This is a genomic window from Streptomyces sp. NPDC058145, assembly GCF_042884245.1.
Taxonomy (GTDB): Bacteria; Actinomycetota; Actinomycetes; order Streptomycetales; family Streptomycetaceae; genus Streptomyces.
Map to the genome: position 1 here is coordinate 90,797 of NZ_JBHVUH010000004.1, position 16,543 is coordinate 107,339.

General features: G+C 72.7%; 16 protein-coding genes and 1 pseudogene. 11 read left to right on the forward strand and 6 right to left on the reverse strand.

All coding sequences use genetic code 11. The features are described 5' to 3' along the window. The first annotated feature begins 732 nt into the window (after window positions 1–732). The 3 genes from ACFVVO_RS10400 (at window position 733) to ACFVVO_RS10410 (ending at window position 2,082) form a co-directional block, all read left to right on the forward strand. Entirely contained in the window at window positions 733–1,083 is a 351-nt protein-coding gene (locus tag ACFVVO_RS10400) for a MerR family transcriptional regulator (protein ID WP_390053540.1), read from the forward strand. Between the two features lie 241 nt (window positions 1,084–1,324). Continuing rightward, window positions 1,325–1,648: a MerR family transcriptional regulator gene (locus ACFVVO_RS10405; protein WP_390053541.1), complete on the forward strand. Its 324-nt coding sequence runs from the start codon at window positions 1,325–1,327 to the stop codon at window positions 1,646–1,648. A gap of 230 nt (window positions 1,649–1,878) precedes the next feature. Further along, on the forward strand, window positions 1,879–2,082 hold the full coding sequence (locus ACFVVO_RS10410) for a cold-shock protein (RefSeq protein ID WP_030736617.1): 204 nt from the start codon (window positions 1,879–1,881) through the stop codon (window positions 2,080–2,082). A gap of 90 nt (window positions 2,083–2,172) precedes the next feature. Here the strand turns inward: ACFVVO_RS10410 and ACFVVO_RS10415 are convergent, their stop codons facing one another. Further along, window positions 2,173–2,943: a DUF4232 domain-containing protein gene (locus ACFVVO_RS10415; RefSeq protein WP_390053543.1), complete on the reverse strand. Its 771-nt coding sequence runs from the start codon at window positions 2,941–2,943 to the stop codon at window positions 2,173–2,175. Between the two features lie 215 nt (window positions 2,944–3,158). Here ACFVVO_RS10415 and ACFVVO_RS10420 point away from each other — a divergent pair, with 215 nt between their 5' ends. The 5 genes from ACFVVO_RS10420 (at window position 3,159) to ACFVVO_RS10440 (ending at window position 9,012) form a co-directional block, all read left to right on the forward strand. Then, window positions 3,159–4,538 carry a helix-turn-helix domain-containing protein gene (locus ACFVVO_RS10420; RefSeq protein WP_390053544.1) on the forward strand — a complete coding sequence of 460 codons (1,380 nt, stop codon included), beginning with the start codon at window positions 3,159–3,161 and terminating at the stop codon, window positions 4,536–4,538. Between the two features lie 128 nt (window positions 4,539–4,666). Then, window positions 4,667–5,251, forward strand: a complete 585-nt coding sequence (locus ACFVVO_RS10425; RefSeq protein ID WP_390053546.1) for a sigma-70 family RNA polymerase sigma factor — start codon at window positions 4,667–4,669, stop codon at window positions 5,249–5,251. 23 nt (window positions 5,252–5,274) lie between these two features. After that, window positions 5,275–6,003 (forward strand): anti-sigma factor domain-containing protein, encoded by a 729-nt coding sequence (locus ACFVVO_RS10430; RefSeq protein ID WP_390054112.1) that lies wholly within the window; start codon window positions 5,275–5,277, stop codon window positions 6,001–6,003. A 589-nt stretch (window positions 6,004–6,592) separates the two neighbouring features. Next, window positions 6,593–8,287 carry a sulfite oxidase gene (locus ACFVVO_RS10435; protein WP_390054114.1) on the forward strand — a complete coding sequence of 565 codons (1,695 nt, stop codon included), beginning with the start codon at window positions 6,593–6,595 and terminating at the stop codon, window positions 8,285–8,287. A 68-nt stretch (window positions 8,288–8,355) separates the two neighbouring features. Further along, window positions 8,356–9,012, forward strand: a complete 657-nt coding sequence (locus ACFVVO_RS10440; protein ID WP_390053547.1) for a fasciclin domain-containing protein — start codon at window positions 8,356–8,358, stop codon at window positions 9,010–9,012. 176 nt (window positions 9,013–9,188) lie between these two features. Here the strand turns inward: ACFVVO_RS10440 and ACFVVO_RS10445 are convergent, their stop codons facing one another. Beyond that, window positions 9,189–9,476 carry a hypothetical protein gene (locus ACFVVO_RS10445; protein WP_390053549.1) on the reverse strand — a complete coding sequence of 96 codons (288 nt, stop codon included), beginning with the start codon at window positions 9,474–9,476 and terminating at the stop codon, window positions 9,189–9,191. Between the two features lie 51 nt (window positions 9,477–9,527). Here ACFVVO_RS10445 and ACFVVO_RS10450 point away from each other — a divergent pair. After that, window positions 9,528–10,061, forward strand: a pseudogene (locus ACFVVO_RS10450) (PucR family transcriptional regulator); the annotation flags it as partial. Window positions 10,062–10,124: 63 nt separating this feature from the next. Here the strand turns inward: ACFVVO_RS10450 and ACFVVO_RS10455 are convergent. Then, window positions 10,125–11,330, reverse strand: coding sequence for an NAD(P)/FAD-dependent oxidoreductase (locus tag ACFVVO_RS10455; RefSeq protein WP_390053551.1), 1,206 nt, complete (start codon window positions 11,328–11,330; stop codon window positions 10,125–10,127). 93 nt (window positions 11,331–11,423) lie between these two features. Beyond that, on the reverse strand, window positions 11,424–12,368 hold the full coding sequence (locus ACFVVO_RS10460; RefSeq protein ID WP_390053553.1) for an RNA polymerase sigma-70 factor: 945 nt from the start codon (window positions 12,366–12,368) through the stop codon (window positions 11,424–11,426). A 333-nt stretch (window positions 12,369–12,701) separates the two neighbouring features. Between ACFVVO_RS10460 and ACFVVO_RS10465 the strand changes: the two genes are divergently transcribed. After that, a complete protein-coding gene (locus ACFVVO_RS10465) occupies window positions 12,702–13,022 on the forward strand; it encodes a GYD domain-containing protein (RefSeq protein WP_390053555.1) in 321 nt (106 codons plus the stop codon). 21 nt (window positions 13,023–13,043) lie between these two features. Here ACFVVO_RS10465 and ACFVVO_RS10470 read toward each other — a convergent pair whose 3' ends face one another. Continuing rightward, window positions 13,044–13,736: a TNT domain-containing protein gene (locus ACFVVO_RS10470; RefSeq protein ID WP_390053556.1), complete on the reverse strand. Its 693-nt coding sequence runs from the start codon at window positions 13,734–13,736 to the stop codon at window positions 13,044–13,046. Window positions 13,737–13,955: 219 nt separating this feature from the next. Next, window positions 13,956–14,729 (reverse strand): VOC family protein, encoded by a 774-nt coding sequence (locus ACFVVO_RS10475; protein WP_390053558.1) that lies wholly within the window; start codon window positions 14,727–14,729, stop codon window positions 13,956–13,958. Between the two features lie 133 nt (window positions 14,730–14,862). Between ACFVVO_RS10475 and ACFVVO_RS10480 the strand changes: the two genes are divergently transcribed. Next, complete coding sequence (locus tag ACFVVO_RS10480; RefSeq protein WP_390053559.1) at window positions 14,863–16,407, forward strand: M1 family metallopeptidase; 1,545 nt, start codon at window positions 14,863–14,865, stop codon at window positions 16,405–16,407. Window positions 16,408–16,543: the final 136 nt, after the last annotated feature.

Sequence of the window (16,543 nt, forward strand, 5' to 3'; positions counted from 1 at the left end):
GGGGGGGGGGGGGGGCCCCCAGGGCCCGGGGGGGTTTGCGGCCGGGGGCCCAACCCCCCCCCTGCCCCCGGGGGGGCCCGGCCCCGCGGGGCGCCGCACCGCCCCCCACCGCTGTGTCGCCGTCCACTCGGAGAGATGAACGTGCGGATGCGAGGGCACCCCGCCGCGCACGGCCGCCAACCGGTTAGGTCCGATCGCGGGCTGGAGTCCTCCTCTACCAGGCGGGTTAAATCTGCTCTTGCCGCAGTAGACTTTTGCGTGTACCTTGGGTATGGTTCTTATCGTAGACACGGTCGAAGGAGGCCCGCCAGACACGAACTGGCGGGTGGTTGAAGACGAAAGACGCAGGTCAGTGCGGCTCTCGAGCCTCGAAGCCAAAGCGTTCCCAGAACGGTGACGGGACTGGGAGCCGCGCTGGGCGGCTCGCAGTCGAGGAGCTGCCGAACAGCGGTACCGGTTCATCCAGCGGTTGACCCGAGAGGAACGGAGGAGGAGCAGACGCCATCAGGATCACCCGGCCCGAGAGGCACTCGGCCCGGGTGCCGCAAGACCCCGGATTGGATGGTGGTCCCCGGTTACGCAGCTGCGATCCCCGCTCCGCCCTGTCGGGCCGGGTAGCGGAAACAGAAGGTCGGCACAGCAGTAGGGCCGACAGATGGTGTTGAATTTCCTTCGGGGCCCTGGTGCCGTACGGCACCAGGGCCCCTCGACGCGTTTGCACAGCGAGGTGACATGACATCGGACAACCCACTGAACGATCGTCTGGACGACGACGACTACCCCGCGTACACGATGGGCCGGGCAGCCGAGATGATCGGCGCCACCCCGGCCTTCCTCCGAGCCATCGGCGAGGCTCGCCTGATCACTCCGCTCCGTTCGGAGGGAGGACATCGCCGGTACTCCCGCTACCAACTGCGGATCGCCGCGCGCGCCCGCGAACTGGTCGACAAGGGGACCCCGATCGACGCGGCGTGCCGCATCGTCATCCTCGAGGACCAGCTCGAGGAAGCGCAGCGCATCAACGCCGAGTATCGCCGTGTCGCCGGTGAAAGGGCGGGCAGTCGCGGCTTCGGCGCCGGCTGAACAGGCGGGTGGGCCGGGGGTCTCATCCGCAGCCGCGTCCGGCTGACGGAGGAATCAGAGCCGTCAGCGGCCCGGTTACGGCGCCGTCGACGCGTCCGGGCGCGGAAAACTGTCATGACGAGGGCACATCTCCATGCCTGTCACCGCCAGGGTTGCTGTGCGAGGCAGAGGAGTGCCGGGTCCGCGGCGCGGGTGCCGCGCACGCCCGGGTTTCCCGCCGCACCCCCGAGACGAAGGTGCCATGCCCGCCGATGAAGCCCCCGCCGCCGGCAACCTCGACGACGACGACCATCCCGCCTGCACCACGGGGCGGGCCGCCGACGCCCTCGGGACAACGCCCGCCGGCGAAGCCGGGCTCATCACCCCCCTGCGCTCGGGAGGGGGCCACCGCCGTTACTCCCGCCGCCAGTCGCGCGTCGCCGCCCGGGCCCGCGAACTGGTCGGTCAGGGCACTCCCGTCGAGACCGCCTGCCGCATCGTCTCCCTCGAGGACCAGCTCGACGACGCCCTCCGCCCGACCCGGTACATGCGCCGAAAGCTGGACTGGCGCGGCATGATTATCTGATCCCGCTGACACAGAATTATGAGACGCGGCCGGACGAGAAGTGCCCGACGCTCCGGAAAATGCTCAGGTGCTGTGACCGGGACCTGTGTTAGCTTGGCTACCGGTTGCAGTTTTGGTTGCCAGAGATTTTTTCTTTGCACAGCTTTCCGGATCTTTCCGGAGGGGTGATCATCGCGGCCACTCGGGTCCGTAAGGTGCGGATCCGGCACTGCCCCTCAAGGGAGATCAATATGGCATCTGGCACCGTGAAGTGGTTCAACGCGGAAAAGGGCTTCGGCTTCATCGAGCAGGACGGCGGCGGCGCTGACGTGTTCGCCCACTACTCGAACATCGCCACCACCGGCTTCCGCGAGCTTCAGGAAGGCCAGAAGGTGACCTTCGACGTCACGCAGGGCCAGAAGGGCCCGCAGGCGGAGAACATCGTTCCCGCCTGACGCTGACGCGAATCGTCGCGAGCCGATGGCTCGCGCACCATGTGGCCGGGGCCCGCACCCTTGAGGTGCGGGCCCCGGCTCATTTGCGTGTCAGCAGTTCAGGGCGTCGTCCATGGTCGACTGCCAGTACGAGACCCGGATCGAGTCGTCGACGTACACGCCCTTCGCGGGCAGCGACGGGTGGGCGGCGACGTTCGCGCCCGCGTCGAAGTAGACCTCGAGGGACTTGGCCGTGTAGCCGTTCGAGCCGCTGCCGTCCCCGGCCGAGAGACGGACGCTCGCATAGCCCGACTCGCCAGGGGCCAGCGTGACCACCGCCTGCGGCTTGGAGTCCTCGTAGGCCGCCGGGACGGACTGGGCCTCGCCGAACCGGACCGCCGGGTAGTAGAGAAGGTCGCAGTTCTTCGAGCCGGTGTTGGTGACGGTGAGGAGAAGGTGGTTCAGGGGGCGGGAGACCTCCGTGGCGGTCGTCCGGGTGGAGGTGACGGAGCAGCGGGTGGAGGTGGCCCCCGAGTCCTTCGAGCCCGAGGAACCCCTGGACCCGGACGAACCCTTGGACCCGGACGACCCGTTGGCACCCTTCCAGCCCGTGGACCCGGACGAACCCTTGGAGCCCGACGAGCCCGCGGAACCCGTGGTCTCGCTCGAACCGGCCGCACCGCCGGCCGAGCCGCCGGAGGTCCCCCCGCTCGCCTTGGACGAGGGCGTGGTGGCGGCCGTGGGCGCCGACGTGGACGCGGATCCCGCCGACGCCCCCTCGTCGCGGACGTCCTGTCCGTCGTCGCATGCGGTCAGCGTCAGCGCGGCGGCGGCGAGCGCGGAGGCGAACAGCAGACGGGTGCGGCGGGTGCGAGTGGACATGGGATCCCCCTTGTGCGGTACGGGTGTTGACGTGGGCCGCTCGTCCGGGATCCGGGGAGCGGCGTGCTTGGATGGCCCAAGCTTGTGCGGTGATCCGTCCCGGTCGCCAGGACTGCCGGGACATCCGGGACGCTGGAACGCTTGCAGTAGCTCTGACCTGCTGAAATGACCTCCCCCTGGAATGGGGGTACGGGACGCCTGGAGGGGACGGAACGGTGACGGGGGACGATTTCCCGGAGCTGTTGGGCCGGTTGAAGGAACGGTCCGGGCTCAGTTACGGGGTGCTCGGGAAGCGGCTGCACACGAGTGCGTCCACGCTTCACCGGTACGTCAACGGGGACGCCGTACCGACGGACTACGCGCCCGTGGAACGGTTCGCCCGGTTGTGCAGGGCAACGCCCGAGGAGCTGGTGGAACTCCATCGGCGGTGGGTTCTCGCGGACGCCCGTCGCAAGCAGAGGGCGAGTGGGGCAGCGGAGGCCGGGACCGGGGCGGCGGTGGCCGGAGCGCCGTCCGCGTCCGGGGCGGCGGGCTCGGAAGCGCCGTCCGCGGCCGGGACGACGGAGGCCGAGGCACCGGACACAGCCGGGACGACGGAGGCCGAGGAGGCTGCGGCGGCCGGGACGACGGAGGCCGAGGAGGCCGGGGCCCGGGCGGAGGGCGAGCCGCGGCGTTCGGTGGAGACTCCCGTGGTCCGGCGGCGTGCCGTCCTACTCGCCGGGGTCGGCGTGGCCGCCGCCGTGGTGTCGGCCACGCTCGTGGCGAACCTCCTGTCCGGCGGGGGCGAGGCCCACTGGGCCGGCGATCCGTCCACGGGAACGGTGGCCTCACAGCCCCTCCCCGAGAGCGCCGGCGCCTCGCAGCCGGCCGGCGCGAAGGGCGGTTCGCCCTCGCCGTCCGCCTCGCGCGGCGCAAGTCCCCCGGCTTCCGCCTCCGACTCCGCCCCCCGTGGCGGTGCGGCCGGCGCGGCGCGGGGCGGCGGTATCGAGGACGGGGCCACCGCGCCCGCCGTCGCCGTCAATCCGTACAAGTGGGAGGACCCGTGCAGCCAGCACTACCTGGTCGACCGGCAGCCCGAGCAGGTGCCTCCGCCGCCGGGTGAGCCGGACGCGCGCGGGTGGGTCACCGCGCTGGGCGGGGTCGCCGGCGGACAGCAGATGCTCGCGCTGACCGTGCAGGGGACCGGCAGGGCCACCGTCGTCCTGGAGGACCTGCATGTGCGGGTGGTGGAGAAGAGCGCGCCGCTCGCCTGGAACGACTTCGAGATGGGCGTCGGGTGCGGTGGTGGCGTAGGGACGGCGGCATTCGGGGCGGACCTCGATGCCGGGCGGCCCACGCTCACCCCGAAGGCCGGTCAGCGTGACTTCCCGTACAAGGTGAGCGAGTCCGACCCCGAGGTCTTCTACGTCTTCGCGGACGCGCGGGCGCACAACGTGAGCTGGTACCTGGAGCTGGACTGGTCCAGCGGCGACCGGCACGGCACCGTACGCGTCGACGACAACGGCAGGCCCTTCCGCACCAGCGGAAACGTGGGACGCCCGGCGTACAGCCATCCGCTCGGCTCCTCCGAATGGGGGCCCTCTCAGCCGGGGTGACGGCGGGCCGACGACGAGTCGTCGGATCGCCCTTTCGGGGTATGCGCGCTCTTTCGCCGTCGGGACCAATCCGCCGCCTCTCCGGGACCGGATTACGTCCGGAGATGTCGCAACCGCGGAGGCCCCTTGTGAGAGAAGCCGTGTACATCGGCGCGAATCCCTCGTCGGAACCTGATCTGCAGGAGCTGATGGGCCGCGTCGCCCTCGGTGACGAGGACGCGTTCGCCTCCGTCTACGACACCGTGGCCGGTCCCGTCCTCGGGGTCGTGCAGGCCGTGCTGCGTGATCAGGCTCAGTCGGAGGAAGTGGCGCAGGAGGTGCTGGTGGAGGTGTGGCGGACCGCACCCCGCTACCGGCCCGAGATCGGGACGGCCCGGAACTGGGTCCTCACGCTCGCGCACCGCCGCGCGGTGGACCGGGTGCGCTCGGCGGAGGCCGCGGCGGTCAGGGACCACAAGGCCGCCCTGCTGGCGCGGACGCCCGAGTTCGACGAGGTGACCGAACAGGTCGAGGCCAGGCTGGAGCGGGAACAGGTGCGACGGTGCCTGCGCACACTGACCGAGATCCAGCGGCAGGCCGTCACCCTCGCCTACTACCGCGGGCTGACCTACCGCCAGGTCGCGGAGGCGCTCACCCTTCCCCTCGGCACGGCCAAGACCCGGCTGCGGGACGGCCTCATCCGGCTGCGTGACTGCCTGGGGGTGACCGCGTGACCACGACGGCCGACCTGCACCGGATGACCGGCGCCTACGCCCTGCATGCCCTGTCCGACGAGGAACGCGCCGCGTTCGAGCGTCACCTGGCGGACTGCGAGTCGTGTGCGCAGGAGACCGCCGAGCTGTCCGCCACCGCGGCCCGTCTGGGACTCGCCGCCACCGTGACGCCTTCGACGGCCCTGCGCGGGCAGGTCCTGCGTCGGATCTCCTCCGTCCGGCAGGTGCCGCCCGGCACATGGACCGGGGTCCGCGCGGGCCGGGCCGGAAAGCGGGCGCGGCTGTTGTCCCGATGGGCGCTGACCGCCTGTCTCGCGGCGGCCGCCACACTCGGTGGTACGACGGTGTGGCAGCACCAGCGGGCCGAGGACGCCCTGCGCCAGGCGCACAGCGCCCGGCAGGGCACCGCCGAGATCGCCGCCGTGCTGGCGGCACCGGACGCGCGGACCCGGACCGCCCCCCTGGGCGACGGCGCCACCGGCAGCGTCGTCGTCTCCCGGGAACGGGACAAGGCCGTGTTCGTCGCCTCCGGGATGGCCCGGCCTGCGGGAGGCAAGGTCTACCAGCTGTGGTTCGACGACGACGGCACGATGCGGTCGGCCGGCCTCATGGATCCCGGCCGCACCGATCAGGCCGTGCTGCTGCGCGGCGGTGTGGACGGCGCCTCGGGCATGGGGGTCACCGTGGAGCCGGCGGGCGGCTCCACGGCGCCGACCTCCGCGCCGGTCGCCCTGCTGGGCCTTCCCGCCTGAGGGCTGATCCGGGCCGGTGCGAGGGCGGGCGCTCGGGCATCGAGGTGCCGAGTCCCGCCCCGGTCGGACCAGGCCCGTCACCGTCACGGTCACCCGTGCCGCCGGGCGGCCCGGCGACGGCGCGGTCAGGTGCGCCTGTACGGCGGTGCGGACGGCGCGGGCCACGTCCACCGCTCGGTTCCGGCGGGATGCCACCGCCTGGACGTCGACGTGCCGGCCGCCGGGGCCGGGCGTCAGACGGACTCCGCCGGCCGACGGGCGGTGCAGGGTCCGGGTCCGGGACTGAACCACGCCGAGCGGAGCCGGGCGGTCAGGCCCGGCTTTGAGGAAGGCCACACCCGGCACGCCCTCCACGACCCGGTCGACGTCCTCGACGAGTGTGTCGTGCGCGCTGTGCGCGGTCATGCGGTTCGCCCTTCCTGGTCGTCGACCGGGCGTCGACGAGGCGACCGGCAGGGCCCACGGAGGACCGGGCACTCGATTTCTTTTCTTTGTCCGTAGCGGAGTGGCATGCGGATTGGTGCGAAAAAAGATTCACTCGATCGAGATGACGGCCAATCCGGAACCCCTGCGGGACCGGATTCCCCACGTGACCGACGACGAGAAGAAACCGCGCGGGCCCTCGGGGCCGCTCCGCGTGACGGCGGGCGCGCTCGCCGGTGCCGTGGCGGGCTTCGCCTCGCTCGCCCTGGCCGAGCTGGTGTCTGCGGCGGTCCGTCCGCAGGCGGGGCCCGTCGTCGTGGTGGGAGGAGCGGCGATCGACCGCACACCCGCCGCCGTGAAGGACTGGGCCGTCCGGAATTTCGGAACCGACGACAAGCTGGTTCTGCGACTCGGGATTCTGGCGGTGCTGACGCTTTTCGCCTTCGCCCTTGGCATTGCCGCGCTGCGCTTCCGGCGGGCCGGCGCGGCGGGAGTCGTGCTGTTCGGCGTGGTCGGCGCGCTGGCGGCGATCGGCCGGCCCGACTCGCGCGGCCTGTCCGACACCCTGCCGTCGCTCGTGGGCGCGGGCGCCGGAGCGGCTGTCCTCCTCTTCCTCGCGGGCCGGCTCGCGTGGCGGGAGCCGGGTGCCGCCGAGGAGCCGGGTTCCGGCAAGGACCCGGGTTCCGGCAAAGATCCGGGTTCCGGCAAAGATCCGGGTTCCGGCAAGGACCCGGGTTCCGGCGAGGGATCCGGTCCGGGTTCCGGCGACGACTGGGACCGGCGTGGGTTCGTGATCGCCGCCACGGCCGCCGCCGTCGCCTCCGCCGGGGCCGGAGCGCTGGGCCGGTCGCTGAACGGTGCGAGCGGCAGGGACGCGGTCGTTTCCCGCGACCGGCTGGTGCTGCCGGCGCCCGGCTCGCCCGCGGACGCCGTTCCACGGGGTGCCGGTCTGCGGATCCCCGGCGTGAGCCCCTTCATCACCCCCAGCGCTTCCTTCTACCGGGTCGACACCGCGCTGGTGGTCCCGAAGGTGGACGCCACGACCTGGCGGCTGCGCGTCCACGGCAAGGGCGTGTCCCGGCCGGTCGTGCTCTCCTTCGACGATCTCCTCCGCCGCGACCTGGTCGAACGCGACATCACCCTCACCTGTGTGTCCAACGAGGTCGGCGGCCCCTACGTGGGCACCGCGCGCTGGACCGGCGCCCGGCTGGCCGACCTGCTGGCCGAGTGCGGGGTGAGGCCGCCGTCGCGCGGCGGCCCGGCCGACCAGCTGGTGGCCCGCTCGGTGGACGGCATGACCATCGGCAGCCCGGTCGAGGACGTCATGGACGGCCGGGACGCGCTGCTCGCCGTCGGCATGAACGGGGAACCGCTGCCGTTCGACCACGGCTTCCCCGTACGGATGGTCGTGCCGGGGCTCTACGGGTTCGTCTCCGCCTGCAAGTGGATCACGGACATCGAGCTGACCACCTTCGACGCCTACGACCCCTACTGGGTGAAGCGCGGCTGGGCCCGCAAGGCACCCGTCAAGACGCAGTCCCGGATCGACACCCCCAAGCCCTTCGCACGGCCCGGGGCCGGCCCGGTCATGGTCGCCGGGGTCGCCTGGGCGCAGCACCGCGGCATCGACAAGGTCGAGGTCCGGGTCGACGACGGCCCCTGGCAGGAGGCCCGGCTGGCCGCCGAGGACAGCCGTGACACCTGGCGCCAGTGGTCCTTCCCCTGGCGGGCCACCAAGGGCGGCCACACGCTCACCGTGCGCGCCACCGACCGCTCCGGCCGGGTGCAGACCGAGAGACGCACCCGGACCGTCCCCGACGGTGCCAGTGGATGGCACTCCGTCGTGGTCACCGTCGAGTGACCCTCCGAGCCACCTCTTTTCCCTCGAGACAGGCAGCTCGGGCTGCCGCTACCACCAGGAGAAATCTGATGAACACCCGTATCCGCCGTACCGTCGTGACCCTGGCCGCCGCGGCCGTCCTGCCGCTCGCGCTCAGCGCCTGTTCCGACGGCGGCAGCGACTCCTCCAAGTCCGACTCCGCCCCGAAGGCTTCGGCGCCGGCCGGCGCCTCGGACGACGGTATGGGCAGCAGCTCCGCCTCGGCCATGGACGAGCCGTTCGGGCCCGCCTGCTCGGCGGTGCCCGAGAACGGTGCCGGCTCCTTCGACGGCATGGCCAAGGACCCGGTGGCCACCGCCGCCTCCAACAACCCGGCCCTGTCCACCCTGGTCTCCGCCGTGAAGAAGGCCGGTCTGGTCGACACGCTCAACAACGCCCAGAACATCACCGTGTTCGCGCCGACCAACGACGCCTTCAAGAAGATCCCCAAGGCCACCCTGGACAAGGTCCTGGCCGACAAGGCCCAGCTGACGAAGATCCTGACCTACCACGTCGTCGGCCAGAAGCTCGCGCCCAAGGACCTGGAGAACGGCTCCTTCCCCACCTTGGAGAAGTCGAAGCTCACCACGTCCGGCTCCGGTGAGTCCTACACCGTCAACGACTCCTCCAAGGTCGTCTGCGGCAACGTCAAGACCGCCAACGCCAACGTGTACATCGTCGACACGGTGCTGATGCCGTCCTCCTGACGGTGCGCCCGACGGGGGCCGGGACCACACGGGCCCGGCCCCCGTCCGCGTTCCGCCGGATCCTTCCGGGAGTCCGCGCCACAAAGGCGGCTGGGGCGGGTCCGGAGACATACAGGCACCAGCAGGCCGGAGGACGGATGGGCCGCGGTCGGTTCACCGCCCGGGCCGGGGGCCGCCTACGCCCGGGCGGTGAACCGACGGCGCACCAGGATGAGAGCGATCCAGCCGGTCAGCATCACGGCGCCGCCCAGCGGGGGCCACTGGCCGCCCGCCAGGACGCCGAAGGCCGCCAGACCGGCGCCGGACAGGACGACGGCGGCCACCGCCGACTCGGCGCGGAGCCGACGGACCGGGCCCGTGCTCGCCGAGGGTCTGAAGAGTTGGCGGCCGAGGAAGGCCTGCGCGGCGTTGATCACGGCCAGGAGGGCCGCCAGGGCACCGAGGGAACCGAAGGCTATGGACACGGCGTGAAGCTACACCGGCCGGGTGGCGCGCCAGGCCAGAAGGGTGCCCGCAAGGACGGCCGGCTGCTGTGCATCGCCCCCGGCCACGAGGACGAGGTCCTGCCCTACTTCGCCGAGCAGGCGCACGCCGCCACCGACGGCGGCCGGGTCGCCGTCGGCCGCCCGCGGCCCGGCCCCGGCGGGGTGCTCCAGTCGTACGAAGAGGCTCTGAACGCCCTGGAGATGGCCGAGCGTCTCGGTCTCGACGCCCCCGTGCTGTACGCGGCCGACCTGCTCGTCTATCCGGTCCTCGCCCGTGACCGCCAGGCCCTGACCGACCTGGTCCTGGGCGCGCTCGGACCACTCACGGCCGCCCGCGGCGGTGCCCAGCCCCTCCTGGACACCCTCACGGCCTACTTCGACTCCGGCTGCGTCGCCGCCGAGGCGGCCCGCCGGCTGTCGCTGAGCGTGCGGGCCATGACCTACCGCCTGGACCGCATCCGCAGGCTCACCGGCGCCGACCTCTCGGACCCGGCCCACCGCTACATGCTGCAGACCGCCACGATCGGCGCCCGCCTGCTGGACTGGCCGGCGAACGAGCTGTGACGAACGGCGGCCGGCGGCAGGCCCGGGCGCCCTCACCGTGAGGACGCCCGGGCCGCGGTGCGGTCAGACGACCGCCTCGACCGCCTCGACCGGCTGGTCCGGCTGGGCCGCCTGCCGTACGACGCGGCGGCGCCGGCTCGGGACGCCGAGCGTCGGGTTGGCGACGCCCCAGGCCGCGCCCTTGCAGACCAGTTCCTTGTAGAAGGCCGCGAGCCGTCCGGTCAGGGCCGCCCGGACGGCCCGGTCGTCGGCGGTGACGTACTGGATCAGACCCTCCCCGCGGCCCAGTGAGACACACTGGTTGAAGTAGCGCAGCGGCACGTTCGGCAGTTTGCCGCCGGTCAGACGGGCCGCGATGGCGTCGGCGGCCTGCCAGGCGGCGGGCACGCCCGAGGCGCAGGACATCCGCAGCGGCTTGTCGCCGGAGCCCGTCGCCATGGCCGCGTCGCCGATGGCGTACACGTCCGGGTGGGACACCGAGCGCATGGTGCCGTCGACCACGATCCGGCCGGTGTCGGTGACCTCCAGGGTGGTGGCCCGCGCGATCGGGTGGACGGCGAAGCCGGTGGTCCACACGGTGACCGCGGCCGGGATGGACCCACCGTCGGCGGTCACGACCCGGTCGGCCTCGACGGCGGTGACGGCGGCGTGCTCGTGCGCGGTGATGCCGAGCCGGCCGAAGACCTTCCGCAGGTGCCCGCGGCCCTTGGGCGAGAGCCAGTCGCCGAGGCCACCGCGGGCGGCGAGGGCGACGTCGAGGTCGGGGCGGGCCTCGGCGATCTCGGTCGCGGCCTCCACACCGGTGAGGCCGCCCCCGACCACGACCACGGCCTGGCCGGCGTCCAGCCGGGCCAGCCGCTCGCGCAGCCGGAGCGCGCCGGCCCGGCCGGCGATCTCGTGGGCGTGCTCGGTGGTCCCGGGGACGCCCTGGTCGTTCCAGCCGCTGCCGAGGGCGTACACGAGGGTGTCGTACGCCAGTTCCTCGGCGCCGTCCGCGGTTTCGACGGCCACCGTCCCGCGGTCGGCGTCGACGCCGGTGACCTTCGCGAGGCGCAGTTCCACGCCGGTGCCCGCGAACATCGCGCCGAGGGGCCGGGGCCGCAGGTCCTGGCCGGCCGCGAGCTGGTGCATCCGGACGCGCTCGACGAAGTCGGGCTCGGCGTTGACGAGGGTGATGGCGACGTCTTCGGGGCGCAGCCGCCTGGCGAGGCGTCCGGCGGCGATGGCCCCGGCGTATCCGGCTCCGAGGACGACGATGCGGTGCTGCATGTCCCTGCTCCTGTCTTCAGCGGATTCGCCCCTTGAACCGGGCGGCCCGCCGTTTCCTGACAGGTCTCCGGTGTGAAGCAGGTCACATCGGATTCAGAAGATGTTGAACAGGGGTTTTCCGTGGTCGGTGGCCGCCCAGCGCTCGGTCGCGCGTTCGAGCTTGTCGGGGTTGGCCTGGCTGCGGAACGCGGCGATGCCGTCGGCGGTGACCTCAAGGCACAGGACGCCGATGACCCGGCCGTCGAGGACCACCACGACGGCGGGGCCGCCGTTGGCCGTCGCGGCGTGGATCTCGGGCGAGCCGCCGACCAGGTCCCGCTTGGCCTTGCCGGGCTTGAACAGACCGCGCATGAACTTCGCGACCGCGAGGGCGCCCTCGAACGCCTTGGTGCGGGCCGGGACCTTACCGCCGCCGTCGCCGATCGCGACGGCGTCCTGGGTGAGCAGCCGCACCAGGGGCTCGGTCCGGCCGCTGGTGGCGGCCGCGAGGAACTCCTCCACGATCCGCCGGGCGGCGGACTCGTCGATCTCGGTGCGGGCCCTGCCCTCCGCGACGTGCTTCCTGGCGCGGTGGTGGATCTGCTGGCTGGCGGCCTCGGTGAGATCGAGGATCTCGGCGATCTCCCGATGCGGGTAGGCGAACGCCTCCCGCAGCACGTACACCGCGCGCTCGTTGGGGGACAGCCGCTCCAGCAGTGTGAGGACCGCGTACGAGACCGACTCGCGCTGCTCGGCGGTGTCGGCGGGGCCGAGCATCGGGTCCCCGGCGAGCAGCGGCTCGGGGAGCCACTGGCCCACGTACGTCTCGCGCCGCGCGCGGGCCGAGGCGAGCTGGTTGAGGCACAGGTTGGTGAGCACCTTCGTCAGCCAGGCCTCGGGCACCTCGATACGGCCGACGTCGGCGGCCTGCCAGCGCAGGAACGTCTCCTGCACGGCGTCCTCCGCCTCACCCGCCGAACCGAGCAGGCGGTAGGCGATGGCCTCGAGGCGGGGCCTGGACGCCTCGAACCGGTCCACGTCGTGCACGGTCAGCGCCATGGTCCCGGATCCTAGCCCGCGCGGGGCGGGAGCGCCGATGGCGATCCGATCCTGTACGGGTCCGACGGGGCCCGCGACACGCCTACGGCACCGCGGCCCTCGCCGTGCGGCGGCACAACCTCGCCGCGGGGGACGCGGCCTGGGTCAGGACGGCACCCCGCTGGACGCTGTCCCCGTGACGGACGGCGGGTGAGGCGGGGTCAGGTGCCCGTCGGCGGCGGCAGGCGCCGGGGGACCGCCCAACGGGTGATTCCGGCCGCGCGGCGCGGGACGGCCGGGGCCGCGACGGGAAGCCCCTTGGGCGTAACCGATCACCGAAGTGCAGGGAGCGTCATGCCGAAGTTCCTCATCCAGGCCACCTACACCGCCGAGGGCACGAAGGGTCTGCTCGACGAGGGCGGGAGCGGTCGCCGCGCCGCCGTCGAGCAGGTCGTCACCGGCCTCGGCGGAAGCGTCGAGGCCATGTACTTCGCCTTCGGGGCGGACGACATCGTGCTCGTCGTCGACTTCCCCGACCCGGTGTCCATGGCCGCCGTCAGCCTCACCGTCAAGGCCAGCGGCGCCCTGTACACCCGGGCCACCCCGCTGCTCACCCTCGAGGAGATCGACGAGGCCGCCCGCCGGCAGGTGACCTTCCGCGCTCCCGGCAGATGAGCCGGACCGGCCCTCAGTGCCCTACGCCGCCGGTTTGATCTCCACCAGCTTCTGACCGGCGATCAGGTCCGGGACGGTCTTGTCCGTCACGTACTGCCGCCCGAGTCCCGGCTGGCCGAACCAGGGCCTGATGGGGCCGGCCTGGACCGTGAAGTCCTCGAGGACCCGGTAGAGGTGGTAGTTGAACGGCGGGCCGGCCGTGTCGTACTCGTCCAGGTTGGTCGGCGGGATGGCCCGCTTGGCGTACGGCGTGCCGGCCGGCGCCAGGAAGTTGCCGCGTCCACTGCCGAAGAGGTCGACGAGCTGCCCCTTCCGGAGCGTCTCCGTCCGCTGCACCGGACGGCCGTCGCGCAGCACGAACCCGTTGTTGTCCGGGTACCACCAGCCGGAAACGTTCTGCTGGTTGGTCTGCCAGTAGCAGCCAAGGAACCAGTACGAGGACGTGCTGTCCTGCGGTTTCCAGCCCTTGAGCATCTTCGCGACGGGGCCGGTGCTGGGGAGGTGACTGGGGCCCAGCCGCCAGTCGTCGCGGTAGTAGTTCTCCAGCCCCGTGGGCGGCGCCTTGGTCAGGTTCGCCGTCCGGTGGGTGACCGGGCAGGCGCGGCTGTCGTGGCGTAGGTGTGCTTCGGCGGCCTGGGCGGGGGCCGGCGCGGCCCCGAACAGCAGGAGCGTCGAGGCGAGCGCGCTCCACAGGAAACGGCGCAGTACGCGCATCCGAGTCCCTTCTCCTCCGGTGCCCGCGGGGGCACCGGGTACGCGGGCATGGTCGTGGACGCGCGAAGGGACGGCACGGAGCGGATGCCCCTCGCGCGGCACGGTGCATTCAATGCGCGGCGCGGGGGCGGAGCGCTGAACTGCGGCGGGAGGGGCACCGGAACGGCGTAACAGAACACCCCGGGCAGCCGAGAGCCGGTCCGCCCGGCGGTGGAGGTCTCAGCCCTGGCGCGGGTTCGGCCGCAGGACGGCGAACACGGACTGGTCGGGGGCGCTCAGCCAGGCGATGGTGCCGACCTCCGGGACGTCCACCGCGGGCATGAGCACCGTCGCGCCGTTGTCCCGCCCCGCGGCGACGACGGCCTCCGGGTCGGACACGGCGAAGTACGGAACCCAGCGCGGGTCCCCCTGGCCGCCCTGCAGCGGGGCCACACCGCCGAAGGCGCCCTCCTGCTGGTCGCCGGCCGCGATGCTGAGCACCTGGTACGTCATGCCGGGTGCCGTCATCTCCGCCGAGCGCCAGCCGAACACCCCGGCGTAGAACCGGATCGCCGACGCCGGGTCGGTGGTGTGCAGTTCGACCCACACCAGCGCGTTGTCCTCGGACGTCCGCTGCAGCCCCATGGGGGACTGCAGCACCGCGAACCGGGCGCCCTGGGGGTCGGTGAACTGGGCCATCGACCCCTCGCCCACGCTCATCGGCTCGACACGCACCGTCCCCCCGCCCGCGACCACGTCACGAGCGGTGGCCTGGATGTCGTCGCTGTGGAAGTACGTCGTCCAGGCCGGGGCGGCGCCCGGTTCGGTGAGGTGTCCGAGGGCGGCGACGGTCTTGCCGTCCTTCAGGAAGAACCCGTAGCCGCCCGCCTCCGGGCCGGCGGAGGCGAACTGCCAGCCGAATACGGCTCCGTAGAAGGCGGCGGTCGCGTCGGTGTCCGGGCTTCCGAGGTCGAGCCAGACGGGCGATCCGGTGCGGAAGTCGGTGCCGAGCATGCGTTTCCTCCTGGGTCCGGTGCCAAGCCGCCCGCCACTATGCCGTAAACCGGGTGAAGAATTGACAGACCGATATGAAAGTGGTGATAGGAAAATAAGCGGTGATTCATCGCTTTACTGACATAGTGCGGCCATGAAATTCACGAGGGCCGGCAGCCGTGCCCACACCGCACGCCCGCGCGGCCGCCGTACGGCCCTCGTGCTCGCCGGCACCGCCCTCCTGGCCGGCGCCCTCTCCTGCCAGGGCGGCCACAGCGCCCCCCACCCGGGCCGCCTGGCCCCCGGCTCCGGTGCGGGCGCCTCCGGCGCGGCCCCCTCCCCCGGCGCCCGGGGCATCGGCGACCCACTGCTGCCGCTCGACGGCAACGGCGGCTACACGGTGCGCCGTTACGACCTCGACTTCGACTGGCGGGCGCCGGGCACGCCGTTCGAGGCCGGCGCCACCATCACGGCCACCGCCACCCAGGCCCTGTCCCGCTTCGACCTGGACTTCGCGGGCAACACGCTGCGCACGGTCACCGTCGACGGCCGGACCGCGCGGGCGGAGCGCGACGGCGACGAACTCGTCGTCACCCCGGCGCGGCCGGTGCCGGACGGCGCCGCCTTCACCGTGCGGGTCACCTACACCGCCGACCCCGCCCAGCGCCGCCACCGCCGCGACGCGATCGGCGAGTACGGCTGGGTGCCCACCCCCGACGGCACCGTGCTGTACCCGCAGCCCGACGGCGCCAAGATGATCTTCCCGGCCGACGACCACCCCAGTCTGCGGGCTCCGTTCACCTTCCGCATCACCACCCCGGCGGACCGCCAGGCGGTGGCCAACGGCCGGCTCGTCGAGCGGGCGCGGCAACCCGGCGGACGCGTCCGGTGGACGTACCACTCCGAGGAGCCGATCGCGGCCCAGCTGGTCCAGGTGGCGATCGGAAGGTTCGAGTTCGCCGACGGCACCGGACCGCACGGGCTGCCGGTGCGGGACGTGGTGCCGGCGGACCTCGTCGCGGACACCGGGGAGTACCGCTCCCTCACCCCGGAGCACCTGGCCTGGCTGGAAGAGCGGCTCGGCCCCTACCCGTTCCGCCGCTACGGCGTGCTGGTCGCCGACACCGACCTGCCGGTCGCGCTGGAGACCCAGTCGCTGTCCGTCCTGCCGAGGGACAGCCTGCTGGGCGACCGGGTGCACGCCGAGCGCGACCTGGTGCACGAGCTGACCCATCAGTGGACGGGCGACAGCGTCGCCCTACGGCGGTGGTCGGACCTGTGGCTGAGCGAGGGTCACGCCCGTTTCTACGAACGCCTCTACTCCGATTCGCACGGCGGGGTGTCCCTCGAGGACGCGATGCGGGACGCGTACGAACAGCACGACCAGTGGCGGCACGACGACGGGGCGCCCGCCGAACCCACCGAGCCGGCCCTCTTCCGGAACATCCGCTACGACGGCTCCGCGCTGGTGCTCTACGCGCTGCGGGAGGAGGTCGGTGAGGAGGCCTTCGAGCGGATCGAGCGGTCGTGGGTGACCCGGTACCGGGGCCGGGCCGCCGGCACCGCGGACTTCGTCACGCTCGCCTCCGAGGTCGCGGGCCGGGACCTGAAACCGTTCCTGACGCCGTGGCTGTACGGGCCGCACACCCCGCCGATGCCCGGGCACCCCGACTGGCAGGTGGACCCGGTCGCGGACTGAGCGATTACGCCGCCGACCGGGTGGCCCGGGCGGGGTCACTGGTCCACGCCAGTGACCCTTGGCGCGACGTGGCGCGGTGGGCACGGCAGCGTACAAGGGGTGGCGGTGGAGCACTCGCTCCCCCTGGGCAGCACGA